Origin of the sequence: Ilumatobacter sp. (genome assembly GCF_046290335.1) — a bacterium.
Taxonomy (GTDB): Bacteria; Actinomycetota; Acidimicrobiia; order Acidimicrobiales; family Ilumatobacteraceae; genus Ilumatobacter_A.
In genome coordinates this window covers 596,536-617,645 of sequence record NZ_JBKAGH010000001.1, presented here as the reverse complement: position 1 = coordinate 617,645, position 21,110 = coordinate 596,536, and the positions used below count along the sequence as shown (strand labels likewise).

20 protein-coding genes are annotated in these 21,110 nt (G+C 65.8%); all 20 read left to right on the top strand.

Annotated elements, in window-relative coordinates; genetic code table 11:
* The first annotated feature begins 67 nt into the window (after positions 1-67).
* The 20 genes from ACE37B_RS02840 to ACE37B_RS02745 all read left to right on the top strand — a co-directional run bounded on the left by ACE37B_RS02840 (position 68) and on the right by ACE37B_RS02745 (position 21,097).
* Complete coding sequence (locus tag ACE37B_RS02840) at positions 68-2,734, top strand: putative bifunctional diguanylate cyclase/phosphodiesterase (protein WP_409921765.1); 2,667 nt, start codon at positions 68-70, stop codon at positions 2,732-2,734.
* Positions 2,727-3,914 carry a glycosyltransferase family 4 protein gene (locus ACE37B_RS02835; RefSeq protein ID WP_409921764.1) on the top strand — a complete coding sequence of 396 codons (1,188 nt, stop codon included), beginning with the start codon at positions 2,727-2,729 and terminating at the stop codon, positions 3,912-3,914. The genes ACE37B_RS02840 and ACE37B_RS02835 overlap by 8 nt, the downstream gene beginning before the upstream one ends.
* A 124-nt stretch (positions 3,915-4,038) precedes the next feature.
* On the top strand, positions 4,039-4,590 hold the full coding sequence (locus tag ACE37B_RS02830; protein ID WP_409921763.1) for a LemA family protein: 552 nt from the start codon (positions 4,039-4,041) through the stop codon (positions 4,588-4,590).
* Positions 4,590-5,495 (top strand): M48 family metallopeptidase, encoded by a 906-nt coding sequence (locus ACE37B_RS02825; protein ID WP_409921762.1) that lies wholly within the window; start codon positions 4,590-4,592, stop codon positions 5,493-5,495. Before ACE37B_RS02830 ends, ACE37B_RS02825 begins: the two co-directional genes overlap by 1 nt.
* A 14-nt stretch (positions 5,496-5,509) precedes the next feature.
* Positions 5,510-6,625, top strand: a complete 1,116-nt coding sequence (locus tag ACE37B_RS02820; protein WP_409921761.1) for a DUF3048 domain-containing protein — start codon at positions 5,510-5,512, stop codon at positions 6,623-6,625.
* 105 nt (positions 6,626-6,730) lie between these two features.
* Positions 6,731-7,618 carry a pyridoxal 5'-phosphate synthase lyase subunit PdxS gene (gene pdxS, locus ACE37B_RS02815; RefSeq protein WP_409921760.1) on the top strand — a complete coding sequence of 296 codons (888 nt, stop codon included), beginning with the start codon at positions 6,731-6,733 and terminating at the stop codon, positions 7,616-7,618.
* Positions 7,619-7,629: 11 nt separating this feature from the next.
* The gene (gene pdxT, locus ACE37B_RS02810) at positions 7,630-8,193 is read left to right on the top strand and encodes a pyridoxal 5'-phosphate synthase glutaminase subunit PdxT (RefSeq protein ID WP_409922882.1); all 564 of its coding nucleotides are present in this window, start codon (positions 7,630-7,632) and stop codon (positions 8,191-8,193) included.
* Positions 8,194-8,205: 12 nt separating this feature from the next.
* Entirely contained in the window at positions 8,206-8,955 is a 750-nt protein-coding gene (locus tag ACE37B_RS02805; RefSeq protein WP_409921759.1) for a YebC/PmpR family DNA-binding transcriptional regulator, read from the top strand.
* Positions 8,952-9,404 (top strand): peroxiredoxin, encoded by a 453-nt coding sequence (locus tag ACE37B_RS02800; protein WP_409921758.1) that lies wholly within the window; start codon positions 8,952-8,954, stop codon positions 9,402-9,404. The genes ACE37B_RS02805 and ACE37B_RS02800 overlap by 4 nt, the downstream gene beginning before the upstream one ends.
* A gap of 40 nt (positions 9,405-9,444) precedes the next feature.
* Positions 9,445-10,017 (top strand): crossover junction endodeoxyribonuclease RuvC, encoded by a 573-nt coding sequence (gene ruvC / locus ACE37B_RS02795; RefSeq protein WP_409921757.1) that lies wholly within the window; start codon positions 9,445-9,447, stop codon positions 10,015-10,017.
* On the top strand, positions 10,014-10,604 hold the full coding sequence (gene ruvA / locus ACE37B_RS02790; protein WP_409921756.1) for a Holliday junction branch migration protein RuvA: 591 nt from the start codon (positions 10,014-10,016) through the stop codon (positions 10,602-10,604). Before ruvC ends, ruvA begins: the two co-directional genes overlap by 4 nt.
* Complete coding sequence (ruvB, locus tag ACE37B_RS02785) at positions 10,597-11,676, top strand: Holliday junction branch migration DNA helicase RuvB (RefSeq protein WP_409921755.1); 1,080 nt, start codon at positions 10,597-10,599, stop codon at positions 11,674-11,676. Before ruvA ends, ruvB begins: the two co-directional genes overlap by 8 nt.
* A 94-nt stretch (positions 11,677-11,770) precedes the next feature.
* Positions 11,771-12,916 (top strand): hypothetical protein, encoded by a 1,146-nt coding sequence (locus tag ACE37B_RS02780; protein WP_409921754.1) that lies wholly within the window; start codon positions 11,771-11,773, stop codon positions 12,914-12,916.
* Positions 12,917-12,927: 11 nt separating this feature from the next.
* Positions 12,928-13,980: a tRNA preQ1(34) S-adenosylmethionine ribosyltransferase-isomerase QueA gene (gene queA / locus ACE37B_RS02775; protein ID WP_409921753.1), complete on the top strand. Its 1,053-nt coding sequence runs from the start codon at positions 12,928-12,930 to the stop codon at positions 13,978-13,980.
* A complete protein-coding gene (gene tgt, locus ACE37B_RS02770; RefSeq protein ID WP_409921752.1) occupies positions 13,977-15,077 on the top strand; it encodes a tRNA guanosine(34) transglycosylase Tgt in 1,101 nt (366 codons plus the stop codon). The genes queA and tgt overlap by 4 nt, the downstream gene beginning before the upstream one ends.
* A 21-nt stretch (positions 15,078-15,098) precedes the next feature.
* A complete protein-coding gene (yajC, locus tag ACE37B_RS02765) occupies positions 15,099-15,485 on the top strand; it encodes a preprotein translocase subunit YajC (protein ID WP_409921751.1) in 387 nt (128 codons plus the stop codon).
* A gap of 14 nt (positions 15,486-15,499) precedes the next feature.
* Entirely contained in the window at positions 15,500-17,077 is a 1,578-nt protein-coding gene (gene secD, locus ACE37B_RS02760; protein WP_409921750.1) for a preprotein translocase subunit SecD, read from the top strand.
* Positions 17,074-18,228, top strand: a complete 1,155-nt coding sequence (gene secF, locus ACE37B_RS02755; RefSeq protein WP_409921749.1) for a protein translocase subunit SecF — start codon at positions 17,074-17,076, stop codon at positions 18,226-18,228. Before secD ends, secF begins: the two co-directional genes overlap by 4 nt.
* Positions 18,229-18,272: 44 nt before the next feature.
* Positions 18,273-18,827, top strand: a complete 555-nt coding sequence (locus tag ACE37B_RS02750) for an adenine phosphoribosyltransferase (RefSeq protein WP_409921748.1) — start codon at positions 18,273-18,275, stop codon at positions 18,825-18,827.
* 11 nt (positions 18,828-18,838) lie between these two features.
* A complete protein-coding gene (locus tag ACE37B_RS02745; RefSeq protein ID WP_409921747.1) occupies positions 18,839-21,097 on the top strand; it encodes a RelA/SpoT family protein in 2,259 nt (752 codons plus the stop codon).
* The last annotated feature ends 13 nt before the right edge of the window (positions 21,098-21,110 follow it).

Sequence of the window (21,110 nt, the reverse complement as noted above, 5' to 3'; positions counted from 1 at the left end):
TGGCTCCGCCGACGGGTGAATTTGTCATCCAGCTCGACTCAACTCCTGACGCGAACTTGCCGACAACATGAGCATCGCTGGAACTCTGGGACTCTCTGCATCGCGGCGCTCGCTCGCGCTGATGGTGCTGGGCATCGTGCTCGTCGTCGCGTACCTCCTTGCGGAACCGAGCAGCGCCGCCGAGTCGATCCGCGTCGCTGCTCCCGCCATCGGCTTCATCGCAGTCATCGCCGGCATCGCTCGCCATCATCCGCCGCGCGTGGTGCCGTGGGCGATGGTCGCCGTGTCGCTGGGCTTACTCGTCGCTGCGCATCTGGTGTGGTCGATGGTGTATTTCGGCGACGCAGCGTCGACGTTCCCGTCGGTCTCCGACGGCCTGCACATCGCATCGATCGCGGTCCTCGCCGGCGCGTTGGTCCTGCTCAGCCGGGGAACCGCTCCGGACCACGATGCGTTCGGGTCATTCGAATTCGCCATCGTCGGCATCGCTGTCGGAGTCGGCATCTGGTTGGTCGTCGTCGAGCCGTATCTGGGCGACGACGACCTCGGGCTGTCGCAGACGATCTGGGCGGGCGTCGCTCCGGTCCTCGGTGCGGTTGCGTTCGCAGCAGCGTTCCGTCTGCTGGCTCACGCCGGCTTCCGCCACGTGCCGCTCGTCGCGCTCGTCGTGGGCATCGGTGTCCAGACGACGTCCGATGCGCTGCGCGGCGTGCTGGAATTGCGCAACGAGTTCAGCGCGGGGAGTGGCGTCGCCGCGCTCGGCGTGGTCGCCCCGCTGGTCGTGGGCTGGGCGGCGATGCGGCTCTGCCGGTCGACCCACGTCTCCGATGACGACCAGGCAATGGCGCTCAGCGTTGGCAGGACGGTGGGCTTGAGCGTCGCGGTGCTGACCCCCTTGACGGTGCTGCTCGCCCTGACGATCAGCGACCTGGGGTCGATCGCCACCCGATTCGCCGTCGCACTCGCTGCGGTCGTCTCGGTCGTCCTCGCGTTGGCGCGGATGTGGGGCCTCATGGACTCGGTGCGCACGCTGACCGAACGACGAGGTCAGGATCGTCTCGCTGCCATGGTCGAGCATTCCAGCGACGTCGTGATGTTGATCGATGAGTCGGGTGGCATCAAGTACGCGAGCCCCGGTCTCATCGGCACGCTCGGTCATCGGTCGTCGGACTGGATCGGACGTCCCGTGGTCGATCTGATCGCCGACGAGGATCGCGAGCGGGCACGCTCGGAACTCGAACGCGTGATCGAGATGGGTGCCGAGGGCACGGTGAAATTCGAGTCGAACCTCGTCCGTGTCGACGGGCAGCGTCGACGGATGGAGTCGACGATCGCCAACCTGCTCGGTGGCGATGCCGTCGACGGCATCGTGGCCACCTTCCGTGACGTCACCGAGCAGCGCAACCTCGAACGCCAGCTCAGCCACCGTGCGTACCACGACGAGCTGACCGGCTTGGCGAACCGAGCGCTGTTCCTCGACCGGATGGACCACGCGTTGCGAGTGGCGCGTCCCGAAACCGACCCGGTCGTCGTGCTCTTCGTCGATCTCGACGACTTCAAGTCGGTCAACGACGCGCTCGGCCATGGCGTGGGCGACCAATTGCTGCGGACCATCGCCGACCGCATTCGTCACGTCGCTGGATCTGGCGACACTCCGGCACGACTCGGCGGCGACGAGTTCGCGCTGTTGCTGGAAGACCGTGGCGGCGTGGATCGCGCGCTCGACGTGGCGCAGCGCCTGCTCGAAGAACTGCGTCAGCCGGTCCAACTCGCCGGCTACGACCTCGCGGTACTTGCGAGCGTCGGTGTCGCAGTGGCCGCGCCGGGGATGACGACGTCGAGCCTGCTTCGCGATGCCGACATCGCGATGTACGAAGCCAAGCGGGCCGGAAAAGGGCAGATCAAGATCTTCGATCCGGCGATGCGCCTGGGAGCGACGAGTCAACTGGAGTTCCGATCCGAGCTCGGCAACGCGCTCGACAACGGCGAGTTGCGACTGGTCTACCAGCCGCTCGTGTCGCTGGCGACCGGTGAGGTGCTCGGTGCCGAGGCGCTGGTTCGCTGGCGGCATCCGGTGCGCGGCGAAGTCTCTCCCGGCGAGTTCATCCCGATCGCCGAGCGCTCGGGGCTGATCCGCCCGATCGGCACCTGGGTGATGAACGAGGCGATGCGCGAGGCGCAGCGTTGGCAGGCGCGCGGCCGTCGGTACGTGAGCATCAACGTGTCGGCGATCCAGCTCCGTGCCGAAGGCTTCGTCGACGACGTCCGACGCGCGCTGGTGACGAACCGGCTGGCGCCAGCGAACGTGCTGCTCGAAGTGACCGAGACCGTGCTCGTCGAAGAGGTCGAGTCGGCGTCGAGCGTGCTGCAGGAGCTGCGCGACCTCGGGGTCCGCATCGCCATCGACGACTTCGGCACCGGTTATTGCTCGCTGTCGTACCTGCAACGATTCCCCGTCGACATCTTGAAGATCGACCGCCAGTTCGTCGACGAGGTCGACGGCGATGCGAAACGATCGAGTCTGGCGCGAATGATCCTGCAGATGTCGGCGACGCTCGAGATCACGAGCGTCGCGGAAGGGATCGAGCGGCCGACGCAGCTCGCCGCGCTCCGTCAACTCGGTTGCGACATCGGTCAGGGGTACCTGCTGTCCCGTCCGCTCGAAGTCGCCGTGCTCCACCGACGCTTCGGCATCAGCGACGAGCCGTCGGTCTACGCTGCCACCAATGGCTGACATCGTCCCACGCGCTGTCCCGAGTGCTGTCCCGAACTCGGTGCCGGCTGCTTCGTCGCTCGCGTCGTCGCCGACGCGCTCGTTGCGCATCGGCATCGTGTGTCCCTACAGCCTGACGGTGCCCGGTGGGGTGCAGATGCAGGTGCTCGGCCTGGCTCGTGAACTGCGGCGTCGAGGCCATGAGGCCAGAGTGCTCGGACCGTGCGATGGCCCGCCGCCGGAGAGCTTCGTCACCCCGCTCGGCAAGTCGCTGCCGACTGCGGCCAACGGCTCGATCGCTCCGCTGGCGCCGGATCCGCCGGCGGTGATGCGTACCATCCGCGCGCTCGACGAGGAGCACTTCGACATCGTGCACGTCCACGAACCGCTCGCCCCCGGCCCGACCGTGACGGCGACCCTCACCCATCGCCATCCGACCGTCGGCACGTTTCATGCCGCGGGCGTGTCCGCGATGTATCGCATGCTGCGTCCTTTTCTCGCCCGTTTGATCAATCGGATCGATCGCAAGGTGGTGGTGTCGAAAGACGCGCTCGCGCTGGTGCAGTCGTACCTCGGCGGCGACTACGACGTGTTGTTCAATGGCGTCGAGGTCGCTCAGATCCGTTCGGCGCGACCCCTCGATCGTCCGGTCGGCGCGCCTCCTGCGGTTTTCTTCTGCGGTCGCCACGAGGTCCGAAAGGGACTCCGCGTGCTCCTCGAGGCGTTTCGGCACGTTCCGGTCGATGCCGAGTTGTGGATCGCCAGCAGCGGACCCGACACCGCAGAGTTGACCGCCCTGACCGTCGGCGACGATCGGATCAAGTGGCTTGGCCGGATCAGCGACGCCGAGAAGTTCGCCCGATTGCGAACCGCCGACGTGTTCTGCGCTCCGTCGCTCGGTGGCGAATCGTTCGGCGTGGTGCTGATCGAGGCGATGGCCGCGCAGACCACGGTCGTGGCGAGTTCGCTCGACGGCTACCAGAACGTCGCGACCCATGACGTCGATGCACTGCTGTCGGCTCCCGGCGACGTCGCCGGACTGGCGGTCGCGCTCGAACGAGCACTTGTCGACGCACCCCTGGCAGCACGACTCCGCGAAGCGGGAGCTCACCGAGCCGAACGGTTCGCGATGTCAGCGCTCGCCGACGAATACCTGAAGATCTACCACGAGGTGATCGCGGACCGCTCCGGCGCTCGTTGACCGCGTGAACGGCGGCTCGGCTGGCGGCGCGGCTGGCGGCGCGGCTGGCGGCGCGGCTGGCGCTCGAATGGCCATCGCTGGCGCATCGCCGCTGGGCGAGGCGCCCCGCCGTACACTTGGCGCAATGGAGATCATCATCCTCATCGTGGTCGTCGTGCTGGTGCTCGTCGTCGGCGTCGTGCTCTACAACGGGCTGGTACGCAGCAAGAACCAGGTCGAGAACGCGTGGTCGCAGATCGACGTGCAGCTGAAGCGGCGCATCGATCTGATCCCCAACCTCGTCGAGACCGTGAAGGGCTACGCCGCCCACGAGCGCCAGACGCTCGAAGGCGTCATCCAGGCCCGAAACGTGGCGATCGCGGCGCCCGACACACCGCACGACCAGGCCGCTGCCGACAACCTGATGACCGGTGCCCTGCGTCAACTGTTCGCGCTCGGAGAGGCGTATCCCGACCTGAAGGCGAACCAGAACTTCCTGGCCCTGCAAGAAGAGCTCTCGGCGACCGAGGGCCGGGTGGCGTACGCGCGGCAGTTCTACAACGACAGCGTGTTGGCCTACAACAACAAGATCGAATCGGTGCCGACCAACTTCTTGGCGAAGTCGCTCAAGTACGTGCCGCGAGAGTATTTCGAAGCCGACGAAGCGGCGCGTTCGGTGCCGAACGTCGAGTTCTGATGTTCGAGCTCATCCGCGCCAACAAGCGGCGCAGTGTCCTGCTGGTCGCCGGCTTCGTCATCGTCGTGGCACTCGTCGGTGCCGTCATCGGCTTCCTGGTCGGCAACGGTCCGATTTTCACCGTCGTAGCGCTCGTCCTCAGCGGCGCGTTCGCCTTCGCTTCGTACTGGAAGGCCGATGCCATCGCGCTGCGGATGAGCCGGGCGGTCCCGGCCGACCCACAGCAGTATCAGCGCCTCCACAACCTGGTGGAAGGCCTCTGCATCGCCGGCGGACTGCCCAAGCCGGGGGTGTACATCGTCGACGACCCCGCTCCCAATGCATTCGCGACGGGCCGCAACCCGAACCATGCGGCGATCGCCGTGACCACGGGTCTGCTCGACACGATGAACCGGGTCGAACTCGAAGGTGTCGTGGCGCACGAACTCAGCCACATCCGCAACTACGACATCCTGGTGTCGACGCTCGCGGTCACGATGGTCGGCGCCGTCGCACTGATGACCGACCTCGCCATCCGCATGATGTGGTGGAACGGTGGGCGTGTGCCGCGCTCGGGAGATCGGAACAACACGAACAACCCGCTGGCCATCGTCGGGTTCGCGCTGCTGATCCTCGCGCCCTTGATTGCCAAGGCGATGCAAGCGACGATCTCGAGGCGCCGCGAGACACTTGCCGATGTCAGCGCCTGCCAGCTGACTCGGTACCCGCCTGGATTGATCTCCGCGCTGGAGAAACTCCAACAAGACACCACCGTGACGCACAGTGCGTCGACCGCTACGGCACACTTGTGGATCGAACAACCGATGAGTGGCGTGGGTGACAGCGGAAAGCTCGCCGGCGTGCACAAGATGTTCGCTACCCATCCACCGCTCGACGAGCGCATCGCACTGCTGAGAGAACTCTGATGATCACATCCCCCATGACTTCGCTGCGCCTCGTGGGCGTGTTGACCGCTGCTGCCGTGCTCGCCGCCGCGTGCGGCGGAGGCGGAGGCGACGCCGACGAGACCACGACCACCCAGGAGACCACGACAACTGAGGCTCCGATCTTTTCGTCGACCACCACCACCACCACCACGACGCGGCCAGCCGCGACCACGACCACGACGCTGCCTGAAGCGATTCGCCAGCCGCTGACCGGCGAACCGGTGGCCTCCGACGACGAACTGATCACCCGTCCGGCCCTGGCAGTGAAGATCGACAACGCGAACCAGGCTCGGGTCAATCACACTGGTCTCGCCGTGGCCGACATCGTGTTCGAAGAGATCGTCGAAGACAACAACACGCGCTTCGCGGCCGTTTTCCACACCAACGATGCCGACCCGGTGGGTCCGATCCGGTCGGGACGATCGCAAGACGTCGACATCCTGTCGTCGTTCAACGAGCCGCTCTTCGCCTGGAGCGGCGGCAACCCGGGCGTCACACGGATCATTCGTGAATCGTTCCTCACCGATCTCAACGCGCAGCGCAGCCCGGGGTACTTCCGCGGCCCGGGGAGCGCCCCGCACGACCTGTACAGCTCGACCGACGCGCTGTACGAGCAGACGCCGGAAGATCATCCCGGCGCGCCGCCGATCCAGTGGAACTACGTCGCCGCGAACTCGGAGTTCGCCGGTGTCGAGGTCGCCGGCTTCGACCTGGAGATGCGCCGCCGAGACATCACCTGGGAGTGGAACCCGGAGACCTCCCGGTTCATGCGGATCATGGACGGCGAGTTCCACGTCGACAAGACCTACGGACCGATCGATGCCACCAACGTCATCGTGATGGTGGTGGAGTACCGCCCGAGCGCTGTCGACGCTCGCTCGCCCGAGGCGCAGACCCTCGGCGAAGGACTCGTGTACGTGTTCAGCAACGGCGAACTGATCGAGGGCAAATGGGACCGCACGCTCGCCGTTGCGCCGATTCGCTTCAACGATCTCGATGGCAACCCGATTCCGCTCACACCGGGCAACACGTGGATCGAGCTCGCCGAGTTCGATGGCAGCGTCGGCGAAGGCGAGTCGCCGGTCGCCATGATCATCCGCGGCCGCTGATCGTCGGTACGTCGAGCCCCAGAGACCGAGCGGGTGTCGGTGACACCTGGCTGATCGCGCAAACGATCAGGCAGAATCAACGCATCGGAAAGTACGCTCCCCGCCATGAGCGAGACGCGTAGCACAGGCACGTTCCCCGTCAAGCGAGGGCTGGCCGAGATGATGAAGGGTGGCGTCATCATGGATGTCGTCACACCGGAGCAGGCCAAGGTCGCCGAAGACGCTGGCGCGGTCGCCGTGATGGCGCTGGAGCGAGTGCCGGCCGACATCCGCAAAGATGGCGGTGTCGCTCGGATGAGTGATCCGGAGATGATCGACGGCATCCAGGCTGCCGTGTCGATCCCGGTGATGGCCAAGGCTCGTATCGGTCACTTCGTCGAAGCGCAGATCCTGCAGTCGCTCGGCGTCGACTTCGTCGACGAGTCCGAGGTGCTCACCCCGGCCGACGAGGCACACCACATCGACAAGTTCGCGTTCGATGTGCCCTTCGTGTGTGGTGCGACGAACCTCGGCGAGGCGCTCCGACGCATCTCTGAGGGCGCAGCGATGATCCGCTCGAAGGGCGAGGCCGGCACCGGCAACGTCGTCGAGGCGGTTCGCCACCTTCGCTCGATCATCGGCGACATGAAGCGCATCACGCAGGCCGATCAGGCCGAGCTGTTCGACTGGGCCAAGCGACTCCAGGCTCCGCTGCCGCTGATCCAGGAGATCGCCGAGACCGGCAAGCTTCCGGTGCCGCTCTTTTGTGCTGGCGGTCTCGCCACGCCAGCCGACGCGGCGCTGGCGATGCAGCTCGGGGCCGAGGCAGTCTTCGTCGGCTCGGGCATCTTCAAGTCGGACGATCCCGCCCCACGTGCGAAGGCGATCGTCGAGGCAACGACACACTTCAGCGATCCGGCGATCCTCGCGAAGGTCAGCCGTGGTCTGGGCGCACCGATGACCGGCATCGCCATGGACGAGATCAACCAGCGATACGCAGAGCGGGGCTGGTGACGACGCTGCGAATCGGCGTGCTCGCGCTGCAAGGCGCGTTCGGCGCTCATCGGCAACGACTTCACGAACTCGGTGTCGAGGCGCCGCTCGTCCGCAAGGCCGAACAGTTCGACGACCTCGACGCACTGGTGATCCCCGGAGGGGAGAGCACGACGATGTCGCATCTGTTGACCACCAACGACCTCTTCGACGACTTGCAGGAGAGGATCGCTGGTGGTCTTCCGGTGTTCGGCACCTGCGCCGGGATGATCCTGTGCGCGGCCGAGGTGCTCGATGGGCGCCCTGACCAGCGCAGTTTCGGCTCGGTCGACATCACCGTCCGTCGAAACGGGTACGGGCGCCAACTGGCGAGCTTCGAGACCGACATCGATGTTGCCGGTCTCGACGAGGTCTTTCACGCCGTCTTCATTCGTGCGCCGGCGGTCGAGCGGGTGGGCCCCGACATCGAGGTGTTGGCCGAGCACGAGGGTGTGCCTGTTCTGCTTCGCCACGGAGCATGTACCGTGGCGTCGTTCCACCCCGAGCTGACTCCCGACGGGCGGCTCCACGAAATGTTCATCCACTCGATCTGCTGACGGAGAACCGAGATGTCCGGCCATTCCAAATGGGCAACCATCAAGCACAAGAAGGGCGCTGCCGACGCCGCCCGCGGCAAGCTGTTCGCCAAGCTCGCCCGCCAGATCGAGGTGGCCGCCAAGACGGGCGGTGACCCCGACATGAATCCGACGCTGCGGACCGCCGTGCAGAAGGCGAAAGCGGCGAGGATGACCAACGAAGCGATCGACCGTGCGGTCAAGCGAGGCTCGGGGGAGTCGGGCGAGGGCATCATCTACGAGTCGATCATGTACGAGGGGTACGCCCCGGGTGGCGTGGCGCTGCTGATCGACGTGTTGACCGACAACCGCAACCGGATCAGCGCCGACGTGCGACAGGTCTTCAGCAAGCTCGGTGGATCGATGGCCGAGCCCGGCGCGGTCGGTTGGCAGTTCTCCCGTAGGGGAGTGATCGTCACCGGTCCCGGCGTCGAAGAAGACGACGTGATGCTCGCAGCACTCGACGCCGGCGCCGACGACATCGTCGCCGAAGGCGATGGGTGGCGCATCATGACCGAACCATCGGAGGTCTATCGCGTGCGAGAACAACTCGAAGCGGCCGGGATCCCGGTGGTGTCGGCAGATTCGCCGATGGTGTCGGAGAATCTGGTGCCGGTGACCGACCCGAAGGATGCGAAGGCGATCTTGCGGATTCTCGAAGCGCTGGAGGACAACGACGACGTTCAAGACGTCTTTTCGAACTTCGACATCAGCGACGAGTTGATGGAGGAGGCGTCTTCGTGAGCTTGTCGGTCGGCGAGCAGGCTCCGGAATTCACCCTGACCGGGACGGGCGGCCGGTCCTACTCGCTGTCGGAGTTCGCCGGCAAACCACTCGTGCTGGTCTTCTACCCGGGTGACGACACGCCGGTGTGCACTCGCCAACTCGCCAGCTACAACGAAGGGCTCGAGCAGTTCGAGGCACTCGACGCACAGGTGGTCGCGATCTCGGCACAGGACGTGTCGAGCCACGAAGCGTTCTCATCGAAGCACGGATTCGAGTTCCCGCTGCTCGCCGACACCGACAAAGCGGTTGCCGGCGCCTACGGCACGCTCGGGCCGATCGGGTTTCCTCGCCGCAGCGTGTTCATCATCGACGCAGACGGCATCGTGCGCTACGCACACCGTGCGATCGCAGGTCTCACGTTCCGGCCGGTGAAAGAACTCGTCGCCGAGCTGGAGAAGCTCGACTGATCCACACGCCGGCGTGTCCGGAGCAGTACAGTACGAACCTGTGTTCGCCAACGGTGTCGGTTCCGCAACGACGAGTCGAACGACTCGCGTGCTCGGTATCGACCCTGGCCTGACTCGTTGCGGCTACGCCGTCGTCGACGGTCGGGGTGCCAGCACGGCTCGCGCCGTATCGATGGGCGTGATCCGAACGCCGGCATCCGATCCACTACCGACGCGTCTCGCTTCGCTGCGTCTGGAGTTCGCCGCATTGATTCGCGAGTTCGCACCGGACGTGGTCGCTGTCGAGCAGGTGTTCTTCCAGGTCAACGTGCGCACGGCGATGGCGACCGGGCAGGCGAGCGGACTCGCGCTCGCGGAGGCGGCGCTCGCCGGCTGCGAGGTCACGCAATACACGCCCAACCAGGTCAAGGACGCCGTTGCCGGATGGGGCGGCGCCAGCAAGGAACAAGTGCAAAAGATGGTGCAGACGCGACTCGGTCTCTCGGCGCTGCCCAAGCCCGCCGACGCTGCCGATGCTGCGGCGTTGGCGTTGACGCATCTGGCGATGTCGCCGATCGGACGCCACCTGCGCCAGCGTGCGGCACACCACAGCACTGCCGAGGTGACATCGTGATCGGCTCGCTGCGTGGAACGATCATCGAGCGTCACGTCGACGGCACCGTGCTCCTCGAAGTGGGCGGCGTCGGCTATCTGGTGACGGTCTCGCTGCGGGCGATTCCGGAACTCGAACCGGGTTCGACGGCGTTCTTGCTGATTCACCACCACATTCGTGAGCAGGAGCAGACGCTCTTCGGGTTCACCTCCATCGACGACAAGACCACGTTTCAGACGCTGCTCGCGACCCACGGCGTCGGTCCATCGCTTGCCATGGCGGTGCTGGCCACGCATCCGCCCGCTGCGCTCATCGACGTGGTCGCGAACAACGACGTCGCGGCACTCCAACTCGTGCCGAAGGTCGGCAAGAAGACGGCGGAGCGGTTGATCGTGGAGTTGAAGAACCGGTTGTCGATCGCGGTGCTGGACGGGTCTGCGAACGCATCGGGCGGTGGTTCGTCGGTGGCGGATGTGCGCGAAGCGCTCACCGGGCTCGGTTACGGCACCGACGAGATCCGCGAGGTTCTGCGCGAGTTGCCCAGCGACCGCGACAGTGCCACGCTGCTCAGAGAGGCGCTGAAGGCGCTGGGAGCCCGACGTGCGTGAAGAATTCCACGACCCGAACATCAGCGAGTCCCGCGACCGGGCGACCGTCGATCCGCAGGTCGCCACCGGCGACGAGGTCGATGTCGATGCTGGACTCCGGCCTCGGGCGCTCGACGAGTTCGTCGGCCAAGGTGAGCTCAAAGAACACCTGACGATCATGTTGCAGGCGGCGCGCGGCCGCGAGCAGGCGGTTGACCACCTGCTGTTCGCCGGACCGCCAGGCCTCGGCAAGACCACGCTGGCGAGCATCGTCGCCGTCGAGATGGGCGCACAGCTCCACATCACGTCTGGCCCGGCCCTCGAGCGTGCGGGCGATCTCGCCGCGATTCTCACCAAGCTCGAAGAAGGCGACGTCTTGTTCATCGACGAGATCCACCGGCTGTCTCGTGCGGTGGAGGAGATCTTGTATCCGGCGATGGAGGACTTCCAGCTCGACATCGTGGTCGGGAAGGGCCCTGCAGCATCGAGTATTCGCTTGACGATGCCGCCCTTCACCCTGGTCGGGGCAACGACCCGAACCGGAATGATCACCGGGCCGCTCCGCGACCGCTTCGGGCTGGTCGCTCGGCTCGACTACTACGACACCGATGAACTGCGGCGCATCGTGGAGCGGGCTGCGGGCATCCTCGGCGTCGACATCGACACCGATGGCGCCAAACAGATCGCGCGTCGATCGCGCGGTACCCCACGCATCGCCAACCGGCTGTTGCGGTTGGTTCGGGACTTCTCCGAAGTGCGCGCCGACGGAGCGATCACGTCGAGCGTGGCCTCCGACGGCCTTGCGCTGTTCGGGGTCGACGATCGCGGGCTCGACAAGGTCGACCGGGCGATTCTCGCGAACCTGTGCGGACAGTTTCGCGGCGGACCGGTCGGCCTGTCGACGCTGGCCATCAGCATCGGCGAACAGCCCGAGACCGTGGAAGACGTCTACGAACCGTTCCTGATCACGCAAGGGATGCTGGCGCGCACGCCGCGCGGGCGAGTGGCGCTGGCCGCGGCGTACGAGCACATCGGGATGGAGACGCCGCCGTCGCAACGCTCGGACGGCGGGTCCACGCTGTTCGAGACCTGATCTGGGTCCCTCAGGGCGTTGCGAACCCGGGAGTGGGATCCGCACGCGCGATCGGGTCACGCTGCGTTGACACTGCTTCTCTACACTGCGATTCGTGATCTCCACCAAGCGAACCACAGGTCTTGCCGTCGTCGCGTTGCTCGGGCTCGCCGCATGTGGAGGCGACAACGCCTCCGATCTGCTGGCGGCCGACCCCACGCAACCGCCTGCGACCGAGCCGCCCGTCACCGAGCCGCCCGTCACCGAGCCGCCCGTCACCGAGCCGCCCGTCACCGAACCGTCTGCGACCGAGCCGCCGGTCGCGGAGCCGCCTGCGACCGACCCGCAGGGTGGTGACCTCGATGCGTTCTGCAGCGCCAGCGCGGATTTCTACTCGCAGGCGAGAGCCTTGGATTTCATCGCAGGATCTGACGACACCGCAGCTCGCTCCCTGTTCGACGAGATGACGGTTTCGCTTTCGGGAGCCCTCCTCAACGCGCCCGACGAGGAGTTCGCTGCAGCGCCGCGGCGAGCGCAGGAGTTGCTCGACATCATGCTTCCAGCGTTCGATGAGGTCGACTACGACATCGGCGCACTGGGCTCCCTCGCCAACGAGGACGAGGTGAACAGCGCGCTCGCGGACTTCGGCGGTCTGCAGGGGGAGTTGCTTGGCTTCCTCGACGAGTCCTGCGGTCTGGACGAGGCCACGCTCGTCGTCGCCGCTGAAGCGGCCGCCGATCGAGTCGCCACAGCGCCAGGCCCGGAGCCGGAGCCGGAGCCGGAGCCGGAGCCAGACCCGTCATCGGACGTGCAGTCCGTGTCCGATGAGAGTGGCACGATCACCGTCGACGTCCCGTCGACGTGGACGCAGGTCGACGGCCGGCCCGATGGCGATCTCCGTCAGCTCGTCGCCGCGCCCGACACGGCCGCCTTCCTGGCGGCGTTCAACCGACCCGGTGTGATCATCGTGGCGGGTGATGCGCCGGCGGGCAACGGCGCCGAGGCCGGCGCGGCCGGACTCGAGGGGATTGCCACCAGCATCGGCGCCGACGGCTGCACGCTGGTCGAGAGCATCGACTACGACGATGGCGTGTACGTCGGGACGGAGAACACCTACCAGTGCCCCGGTACCGATGCGACGACGCGTTTCGCTGGAGGCACCAACGGCGCCGGAGACCTGTTCTGGCTGCTCGGGGTGATCTTCGAGCCCGGCGACGAAGCGATCTGGACCACGGTGACGGAGTCGTTCTTCGTCGACTGATCCCCCTGCACATGCCCCTCCAGCTGTCCGATTTCGACTACGAGCTGCCCGAGGACCGGATCGCCCAAACGCCGATCGCGCCTCGCGACGCAGCGCGCCTGCTCGTCGACCAGGGCGACATGGTCCCGCAGCATCGACGGGTTCGTGACCTGCCTGAGCTGCTCCGACCCGACGACCTTCTCGTGGTCAACGACACGAAGGTGATCCCGGCGCGCCTCGCGCTGCGCCGCACCACGGGTGGCGCCGCCGAGGTGTTGTTGCTCGAGTCGCTCGACGAGACGCGACGGTGCTGGGAGGCGCTGGTTCGTCCGGGCGGCAAGGTCAGACCGGGTGAGGAACTCCACACCGATGACGATGAGACACCGGTCGTACGGATGCTCGGACGCAGCGATGCTGGCGACACGTTCCACGTCGAGTTACTGACCGACGGTGACCCGCTCGATCTGCTCGATCGGCTCGGCGACATGCCGCTGCCACCGTACATCCGCACGCGTCTCGACGATCCGGATCGCTATCAGACCGTCTACGCAGCCGAACCGGCGTCGGCGGCCGCCCCGACGGCGGGACTGCATTTCACCGACGAACTCTTCGACCGTTTGCGCTCGCGAGGCGTGCAGGTGGCGACGGTCGAACTCGTCGTCGGGCTCGACACGTTCCAACCGATCAGCACGACGAACCCGCTGGACCACCCGATGCACACCGAGCGCTATCGGGTCCCGCCCAGCACCATCGACGCGTGCGCTGCGGCGCGTGCCCAAGGGGGCCGTGTGGTGGCCATCGGGACCACGGCCGTACGCGCCCTCGAGTCAGCGGCGGCCCGAGGAGAACTGTCGGGTCGAACCGACCTGTTCATCTCGCGTGGGTTCGAGTGGCAGATGGTCGACGTGTTGTTGACCAATTTCCATCTGCCCAAGACCACACTGTTGATGATGATCGATGCATTCGTCGGGCCGCGATGGCGCCAGTTGTACGAGGTGGCGCTGCGCGAGCAGTACCGGTTCTTGTCGTTCGGCGACGCGATGTTGCTGGAGCGGTCGGCGTTGCTCGAGCGGTCGACCTCGTGAAGCCCGTCGAGTTTCGCGTCGACGCCGTCGACGGCGCTGCACGCGCAGGAACTGCGACGACGGCGAACGGCTCGTACACGACGCCGTTGTTCATGCCCGTCGGCACCCGAGGCGCGATCAAGTACCTGAGTGCTGCCGACTACGCCGATGTCGGCGCCCAGATCGTGCTCGGCAACACCTATCACCTGATGCTGCGACCCGGGTCGAAACTGATCGAACAGTTCGGCGGCCTCGGGTCGTTCGCCGGATGGGACGGCTTGACCTTGACCGACTCGGGTGGCTTCCAGGTCTTCTCACTCGATCCGAGAGTGGACGACGACGGGGTCACGTTCAAGAGCACCTACGATGGTTCGACGGTCCGGTTCACTCCGGAGGACGCGGTGCGAGTTCAGCAAGAACTCGGTGCCGACATCCAGATGGTGCTCGATCAGTGCCCGCCGTTGCCGAGCGCTCCGGAGGTGGTGCGCACAGCGCTCGAACGAACCACGACGTGGGCGGCGCGAGCCAAAGCCGTCCACACGCGGCCGGATCAGGCGCTGTTCGGAATCGTTCAAGGCGGCATCAGCGAGTCGATGCGATCCGAGAGTGCCCGCCGCACGGTGGAGATCGGCTTCGACGGGTACGGCATCGGCGGCTTGTCAGTGGGGGAGACCCGAGCCGAGATGTTGCCGGCCCTCGCTGCAGCGATCGAACACTTGCCGACCGATCGGCCGCGATACCTGATGGGGGTCGGCGACCCGGCCTCCTTGGTCGAGGCGGTGGCACTCGGCGTCGACCAGTTCGACTGTGTGATGCAGACCCGGCTCGGACGCCACGGCACAGCGCTCACCTCGACGGGACGTTTCCAAGCGAAGGCGGCCCGCAATGCCGAACTCGACGAGCCGTTGGATCCGGCGTGTTCGTGCAGTGTGTGTGCCCGCCACAGTCGCGGCTACATCCGGCACCTGCTGCAGGTGGGGGAGCCGACAGCGTCGAGATTGCTGTCGGTGCACAACGTGGCGTGGACCATCGAGTTGATGGCGGCGATGCGAACAGCGATCCGCGACGGCACGTTCGCGACACTTCGATCCGAGGTGCTCAGTGTCTGGGACGCCTGAGCGCTAGCATCTCGTCCCGTCATGTCTTCGCCCTCATTCTCCGCGCTCGTTGCATCGGCCGAAACCAACAGTGGCGCGAGTTCGCTGTTCTCGCTCGGGCTCCTCTTGCTGATCCCGTTCGCGATGTACTTCTTCATGATCCGCCCCCAGCGGCGCAAGCTGCGCGAGCAGCAAGCTCTGCAGGCGGCGCTTGGAGTCGGCGACGAGGTCGTCACCACGTCTGGACTCTTCGGGACGATCACCGGTGAAGACGGGCCGACACGCTTCTGGTTGGAAATCGACGACGACGTGCAGGTTCGCATCGCCCGAGCTGCGATCCAAGGGCGGACCAGCGACGATGCGAACGAGCCGGCCGACGCCGATGATGTCGATGATGCCGCTGACGCGCAGTCCGCGGACGCAGACTGAGCCGGACTGGCCCGATGACTCGTCGCTTGTGGATGTCGCTCGTCGGGACGATTCTCGTCGTCGCTGCAGCGCTCGGTGGAAACCTCGTCACCGGAAACACTCCTATTCTCGGGCTCGACCTGCAAGGTGGTGTCTCGGTCATTCTCGCCCCGGTCGAGGAGGCCTCCGGCGAGGACCTCATCGTCATCCGTGACCTGGTGCGCCAGGAGTTGGAGAACTTCGGGATCGCCGAACCCGACGTGCGGGTTCAAGGGCAGACGATCGTGGTCGATCTTCCCGGCGTCGACGATCAACAAGAGGCGCTCGAGGCGGTCAACGTCTCGGGCGTAGTCCAACTCCGTCCTGTGGTCAACCCGTTCGAGTGCCAGGCCGCACCGACCGCCCTGACTCCCGATTTCGATCTGTCCACTGCGACGACCGACAGCACCGACCCGGCAAGCACCGACCCGGACGCGACCGGCGACGCCGACGGCCCGCAACCACTTCGCCAACCGCCCGCGACGGAGGTTCCGACGACCGAGGTGCCGGCGACCGAGGTGCCCACGACGGAGGTTCCGGCGACCGAGGTGCCGACGACGGATCCGGTGGTCGATCCGGCGCCGCCGATCCTCGATCCGGTGCCGACCGCGCCGGTGACCCCGGGGGCCGAACTCCTGCCCTCGCGAGACGGTCTGCCGCTCTGTGTCGGTCCCGACCAGAACACCACCGGCGTGCTCGTGTTCGAGCGTGGTGGCGCCGAGGCGACGCTGAACCCGGGTTGGGGCGTCGTCGCAACCCTGCGTGGCGGCGACGGTCGCGCCTTCTGGAACAGCCTGGCTTCGCAGTGTTTCTCGCGGACCTCCACCTGTGCCTCGGGCCAGTTGGCGATCGTGCTCGACGGCGTCATCCAGTCGGCGCCGACGGTGAACCAGCCGAACTTCGATGATCAGGTGTCCATCACGGGCAACTTCACGGAGGACGAGGCGCGCAGCCTCGCTCGGGTCCTCAACCGCGGCGCGTTCCCCGTCGAGATCGAAGCGCAAGAAGCCCGCACCGTGTCGGCGTCGGCGGGCAGTGATTCGCTGCGTGCGGCGATCATCGCCGGCCTGCTCGGCGTGATGGTCGTCCTCGCGCTCTTGTTGGCCTACTACCGCTGGTTCTCTCTCGTGATCGTGGGTGGCATGGTGGTGTGGGCGGCCACGGTGTTCAGCGTGTCGGCGTTCGTGTCGAGCGCGACCAATTATTCGCTCAGCCTGGCCGGCATCACCGGCATCATCGTCGCGGTCGGCGTCACCGTCGACAGTTACGTCGTGTTTTTCGAACGAATGAAAGACGAGATCCGCAACGGACGTACGCTGAGAAACGCGGCGCCGCGTAGTTTCACGTCGACGTGGCGCACCATCTGGTCGGCCGACCTGGTCTCGATGATCGGTGCCGCCATCCTCTTCTGGCTCAGCGTGGGTTCGGTCCGCGGGTTCGCGTTGTACCTGGGCATCACGACGCTGTGCGACTTGTTCGTCTGCTACTTCTTCACCCGTCCGTCGGTGCTGCTGCTCGCCCGGAGCAAATTCATGGTCGGCAAGAAGGCGTTCGGACTGGAGGTGGCCAAGTGAGTCGTGCCGATCACATCGCAGCGAGCCGACTGGGGCGTCTGTTCCGAGGCCAGACGGCGATCGACTTCTACGGTCGTCGCCGCATCGGTCTCATCATCGCGATCGTGGTGTTCGTCGTCACCTTCGGGTCGATGTTTACCCGTGGCCTCAACCTCGGCCTCGACTTCGAAGGCGGTCAGGCGTGGGACGTTCCCGCCGGTGAGACCTTTGACGTCGACGAGGCGGAGAACATCCTCGAGGCCAACGACGTCTCCATTACGGGATCCAAGATCCAGACTCGGTCGACGGATGCCGACAGCTTCGTCACGATCCAGATCAAAGAGGTCCCGTCCGAGACCGCCGATCGATTGACCAGCGAGTTCGCCGCGGCCGCTGGCGTGGGTGTCAACGAGGTCAGCTTCTCGTTCACCAGCGCGTCCTGGGGTAACGACATCACCGAGAAAGCGGTGCGAGCACTGGTCATCTTCTTGATCGTGGTCGCGATCTTCATCTCGCTGCGGTTCGAATGGCGCATGGCGGTTGCCGCGCTGGCTGCGATGGTCCACGACGTCGTGTTCGCTGTTGGCGTGTACGAGGTCCTGCAATTCGAGGTGACCCCGGCAACCGTGATCGCGTTCTTGACGATCCTGGGATATTCGCTCTACGACACCATCGTCGTGTTCGACCGCATCAAGGAGAACGAGGGGAAGTACGCCAGCGTTCGCATGCCCTACGAGGACATCGTCAACATCTCGATGAACCAGGTGATGATGCGCTCGATCAACACGAGTCTGTCGTCGATCCTGCCGGTGATCTCGTTGTTGCTGATCGGATCCGGCCTGCTCGGCGCCGTCACACTCCGCGAGTTCGGCTTGGCACTGCTCGTCGGCATGATTGCCGGTGTCTACTCGTCGATCTTCGTCGCTTCGCCCCTCCTCGCGGTGCTGAAGTCGAAGTCCGGCCGCACGTCGCGGCGAGAACGGCTGATCGGCGATGATCTGCGCGCTGCCGTGATCGGTGCCGGCGTGAGTGGTCGTGTGTTGACGGAGGAGCCTGCCGACCGATCGTCATTCGACGAGCACGACGACGTCGCCCGGACCGAAGCGGTGCACGTGCCCGCTGAGCGCATTCTCTCGCACCCACCGCGTCCGCGTAAGAAGAAGCGGCGCTGACGGCGGTCACCGTCGGACGCGACGGACGGAGATATCCTCCGACCATGGCAGTCGAGACGAGTCCAGACCACGTACGTGACCACTCCTCGCTGCGCGGCTTCGTGCGCGACGTCGCCGACTATCCAACGGACGGCATCACCTTCCGCGACATCACGCCATTGCTCGGTGACTCGGTCGCCTTCTCCCAAGCCGTGTCCGGTCTCGTCGACGAGTTCGCCGGGGTGGCGGTCGACCGAGTGGTCGGGATGGAAGCTCGGGGCTTCATCTTCGGTGCCGCCGTCGCGTACCGAATCGGCGCTGGATTCGTGCCGGTACGCAAGCCGGGAAAGCTCCCGTGGGCGGTGGTGCGTGAGGAATACCAACTCGAATACGGATCCGACAAGCTCGAGATCCACCGAGATGCGATTCACCCCGGAGAACGCATCCTGATCGTCGACGACGTGCTCGCCACCGGCGGCACCGCGCAGGCGACCGCCAAGCTGGTCGAGACGTTGGGCGGGGTGGTCGCGGGGCTCGGGTTCGTCCTCGAACTCGACTCGTTGGGTGGCAGGAGCCGACTCGGGGAGCGCTCGGTGAAGTCGCTGCTGCGGTACAACTGAGGTCGAGCACCGTGGGCACCGTCGATCGAGTTCTTCCCTGGCGCCGGCACCAGGCGGCGACCGCTGCAGCCGTTGGCGAACTCGGTCCGCTGCTCACCGCGTATCGACGTCGGCATCCGAAGTCACCGATCAGCACGATCAACCGTGCGTACCGGGTGGCATCTGATGCGCACCAGTCGCAGATGCGCCGAAGTGGTGAGGCCTACATCAACCATCCGCTGGCCGTCGCACAGATCGTGGCCGAGATCGGCCTCGATGAAGTGTCGGTCGCCGCGGCGTTGCTGCATGATGCGGTCGAAGACACCGAGATCACCCTGGCCGATGTCCACGAAGGCTTCGGGAGCGATGTCGCAGCGATCGTCGACGGTGTGACCAAGCTCGAACGTATCCGTTTCGATTCTCGCGAAGAGCAACAGGCCGCGACCATGCGGAAAATGCTCGTGGCGATGGCAAAAGACCTGCGTGTGCTGGTCATCAAGCTGGCCGACCGGTTGCACAACATGCGCACGATCGCAGCGATGCCGCTCGAAAAGCAGCAGCGCATCGCTCAAGAGACGCTCGACATCTACGCGCCGCTCGCGCACCGCCTCGGCATGCAGGAGCTGAAGCAGGAACTGGAGGACCTCTCGTTCTCCTCGTTGCATCCCAAGCGCTTCGCCGAGCTCGATCATCTCGTTCGGATCCGCACACCCGAGCGCGACGTGTACCTGGCGAAAGCGGTCGCCGAAGTGCGGTCGGGGCTTGCTGCGCTCGGGATCGAGGCCGAGGTCACCGGTCGAGGGAAGCATCTCTGGAGCATCTACGAGAAGATGGTCGTGAAGGGCCTCGAGTTCGACGACATCTTCGATCTCGTCGCCGTCAGAGTGATCGTGCCCACGATGAAGGACTGCTATGCGGCGTTGGGCTCGATCCACGGTCGCTGGCGACCGGTCGTGGGCCGCTTCAAGGATTACATCGCGATGCCGAAGTTCAACCTCTACCAGAGCTTGCACACGACGGTCATCGGACCGGCAGGCAAACCGATCGAGGTGCAGATCCGGACGCACGAGATGCACCAGCGAGCCGAGTGGGGCGTGGCCGCCCATTGGGCGTACAAGGACCGCTCCGGCAAGGGCACGTCGCCGCTGGCCGACATCGACTGGCTCGCACGCATCATCGACTGGCAAGAAGAGGTCTCTGACCCTGCCCAGTTCATGCAGAGCCTCAAGACCGACCTCGAACAGGACGAGGTGTACGTGTTCACGCCAAAGGGTCGGGTCATCACCTTGCCGGTCGGCTCGACCACCGTCGATTTCGCGTACGCGGTACACACCGAAGTCGGACACGCCACGATCGGCGCCAAGGTGAACGGTCGTCTCGTCGGCCTCGATCACGTGATGCAGAGCGGTGACAACTGCGAGATCTTCACCTCCAAAGTCGACACCGCTGGTCCCTCGCAGGATTGGTTGACGTTCGTCGCATCGCCACGTGCGCGCAACAAGATCCGTCAATGGTTCAGCCGCGAGCGGCGTCTCGACATGATCGAGGCCGGTCGGGACGACCTCACCGACCGGTTGCGTCGCGAAGGCCTGCCGGTCACGCAAGTGTGGAAATCGGAGCAGCTCGACGAGGTCATTTCCGACCTCGGCTATGTCGATCTCGATGCGTTGCTCGCTGCGATCGGTGAGCACCACGTGTCGGCGGTCGGCGTCGCACAGCGCATCGCACGGGGCTATCGCGACGGCGAAGACCACGTGCAGCTACCTGCGACGATCGAGACGCCACGCCGCCAGCGTCGTGAGGGGCAGCGACCCGAGGTGGGCGTACATGTCGAAGGGCTCGACGACATGCTCGTGCGACTTGCCAACTGTTGCACGCCCGTGCCGGGCGACGAGATCACCGGCTACGTCACGCGCGGTCGCGGTGTGAGCGTCCACCGTGCCGATTGCGCCAACGCCGTGTCGCTGATGGAAGAGCAGACGACACGCATGATCGAAGTCGACTGGGATGGCGAAGCCCGGTCGAAGGCGACCTTCACGGCCGGGATCGAAGTGATCGCACTCGACCGCTCGATGCTGCTGCGCGACGTGGCGACGGCGATGGCTGAGCATCGCGTGAACATCGTGTCTTGCGAGACGGTCACCGGAGCCGACCGCGAGGCGCGGATGCGCTTCGAGTTCGAGCTCGCCAACCCCGGCCACCTGGAGTCGGTGCTGCGGACCATCAAGGGCATCCCGTCGGTGTACGACGCGTACCGCACGATTCCGGGTGCAAGACAGCCCGTTGCCTGACGGCTCGATAGCC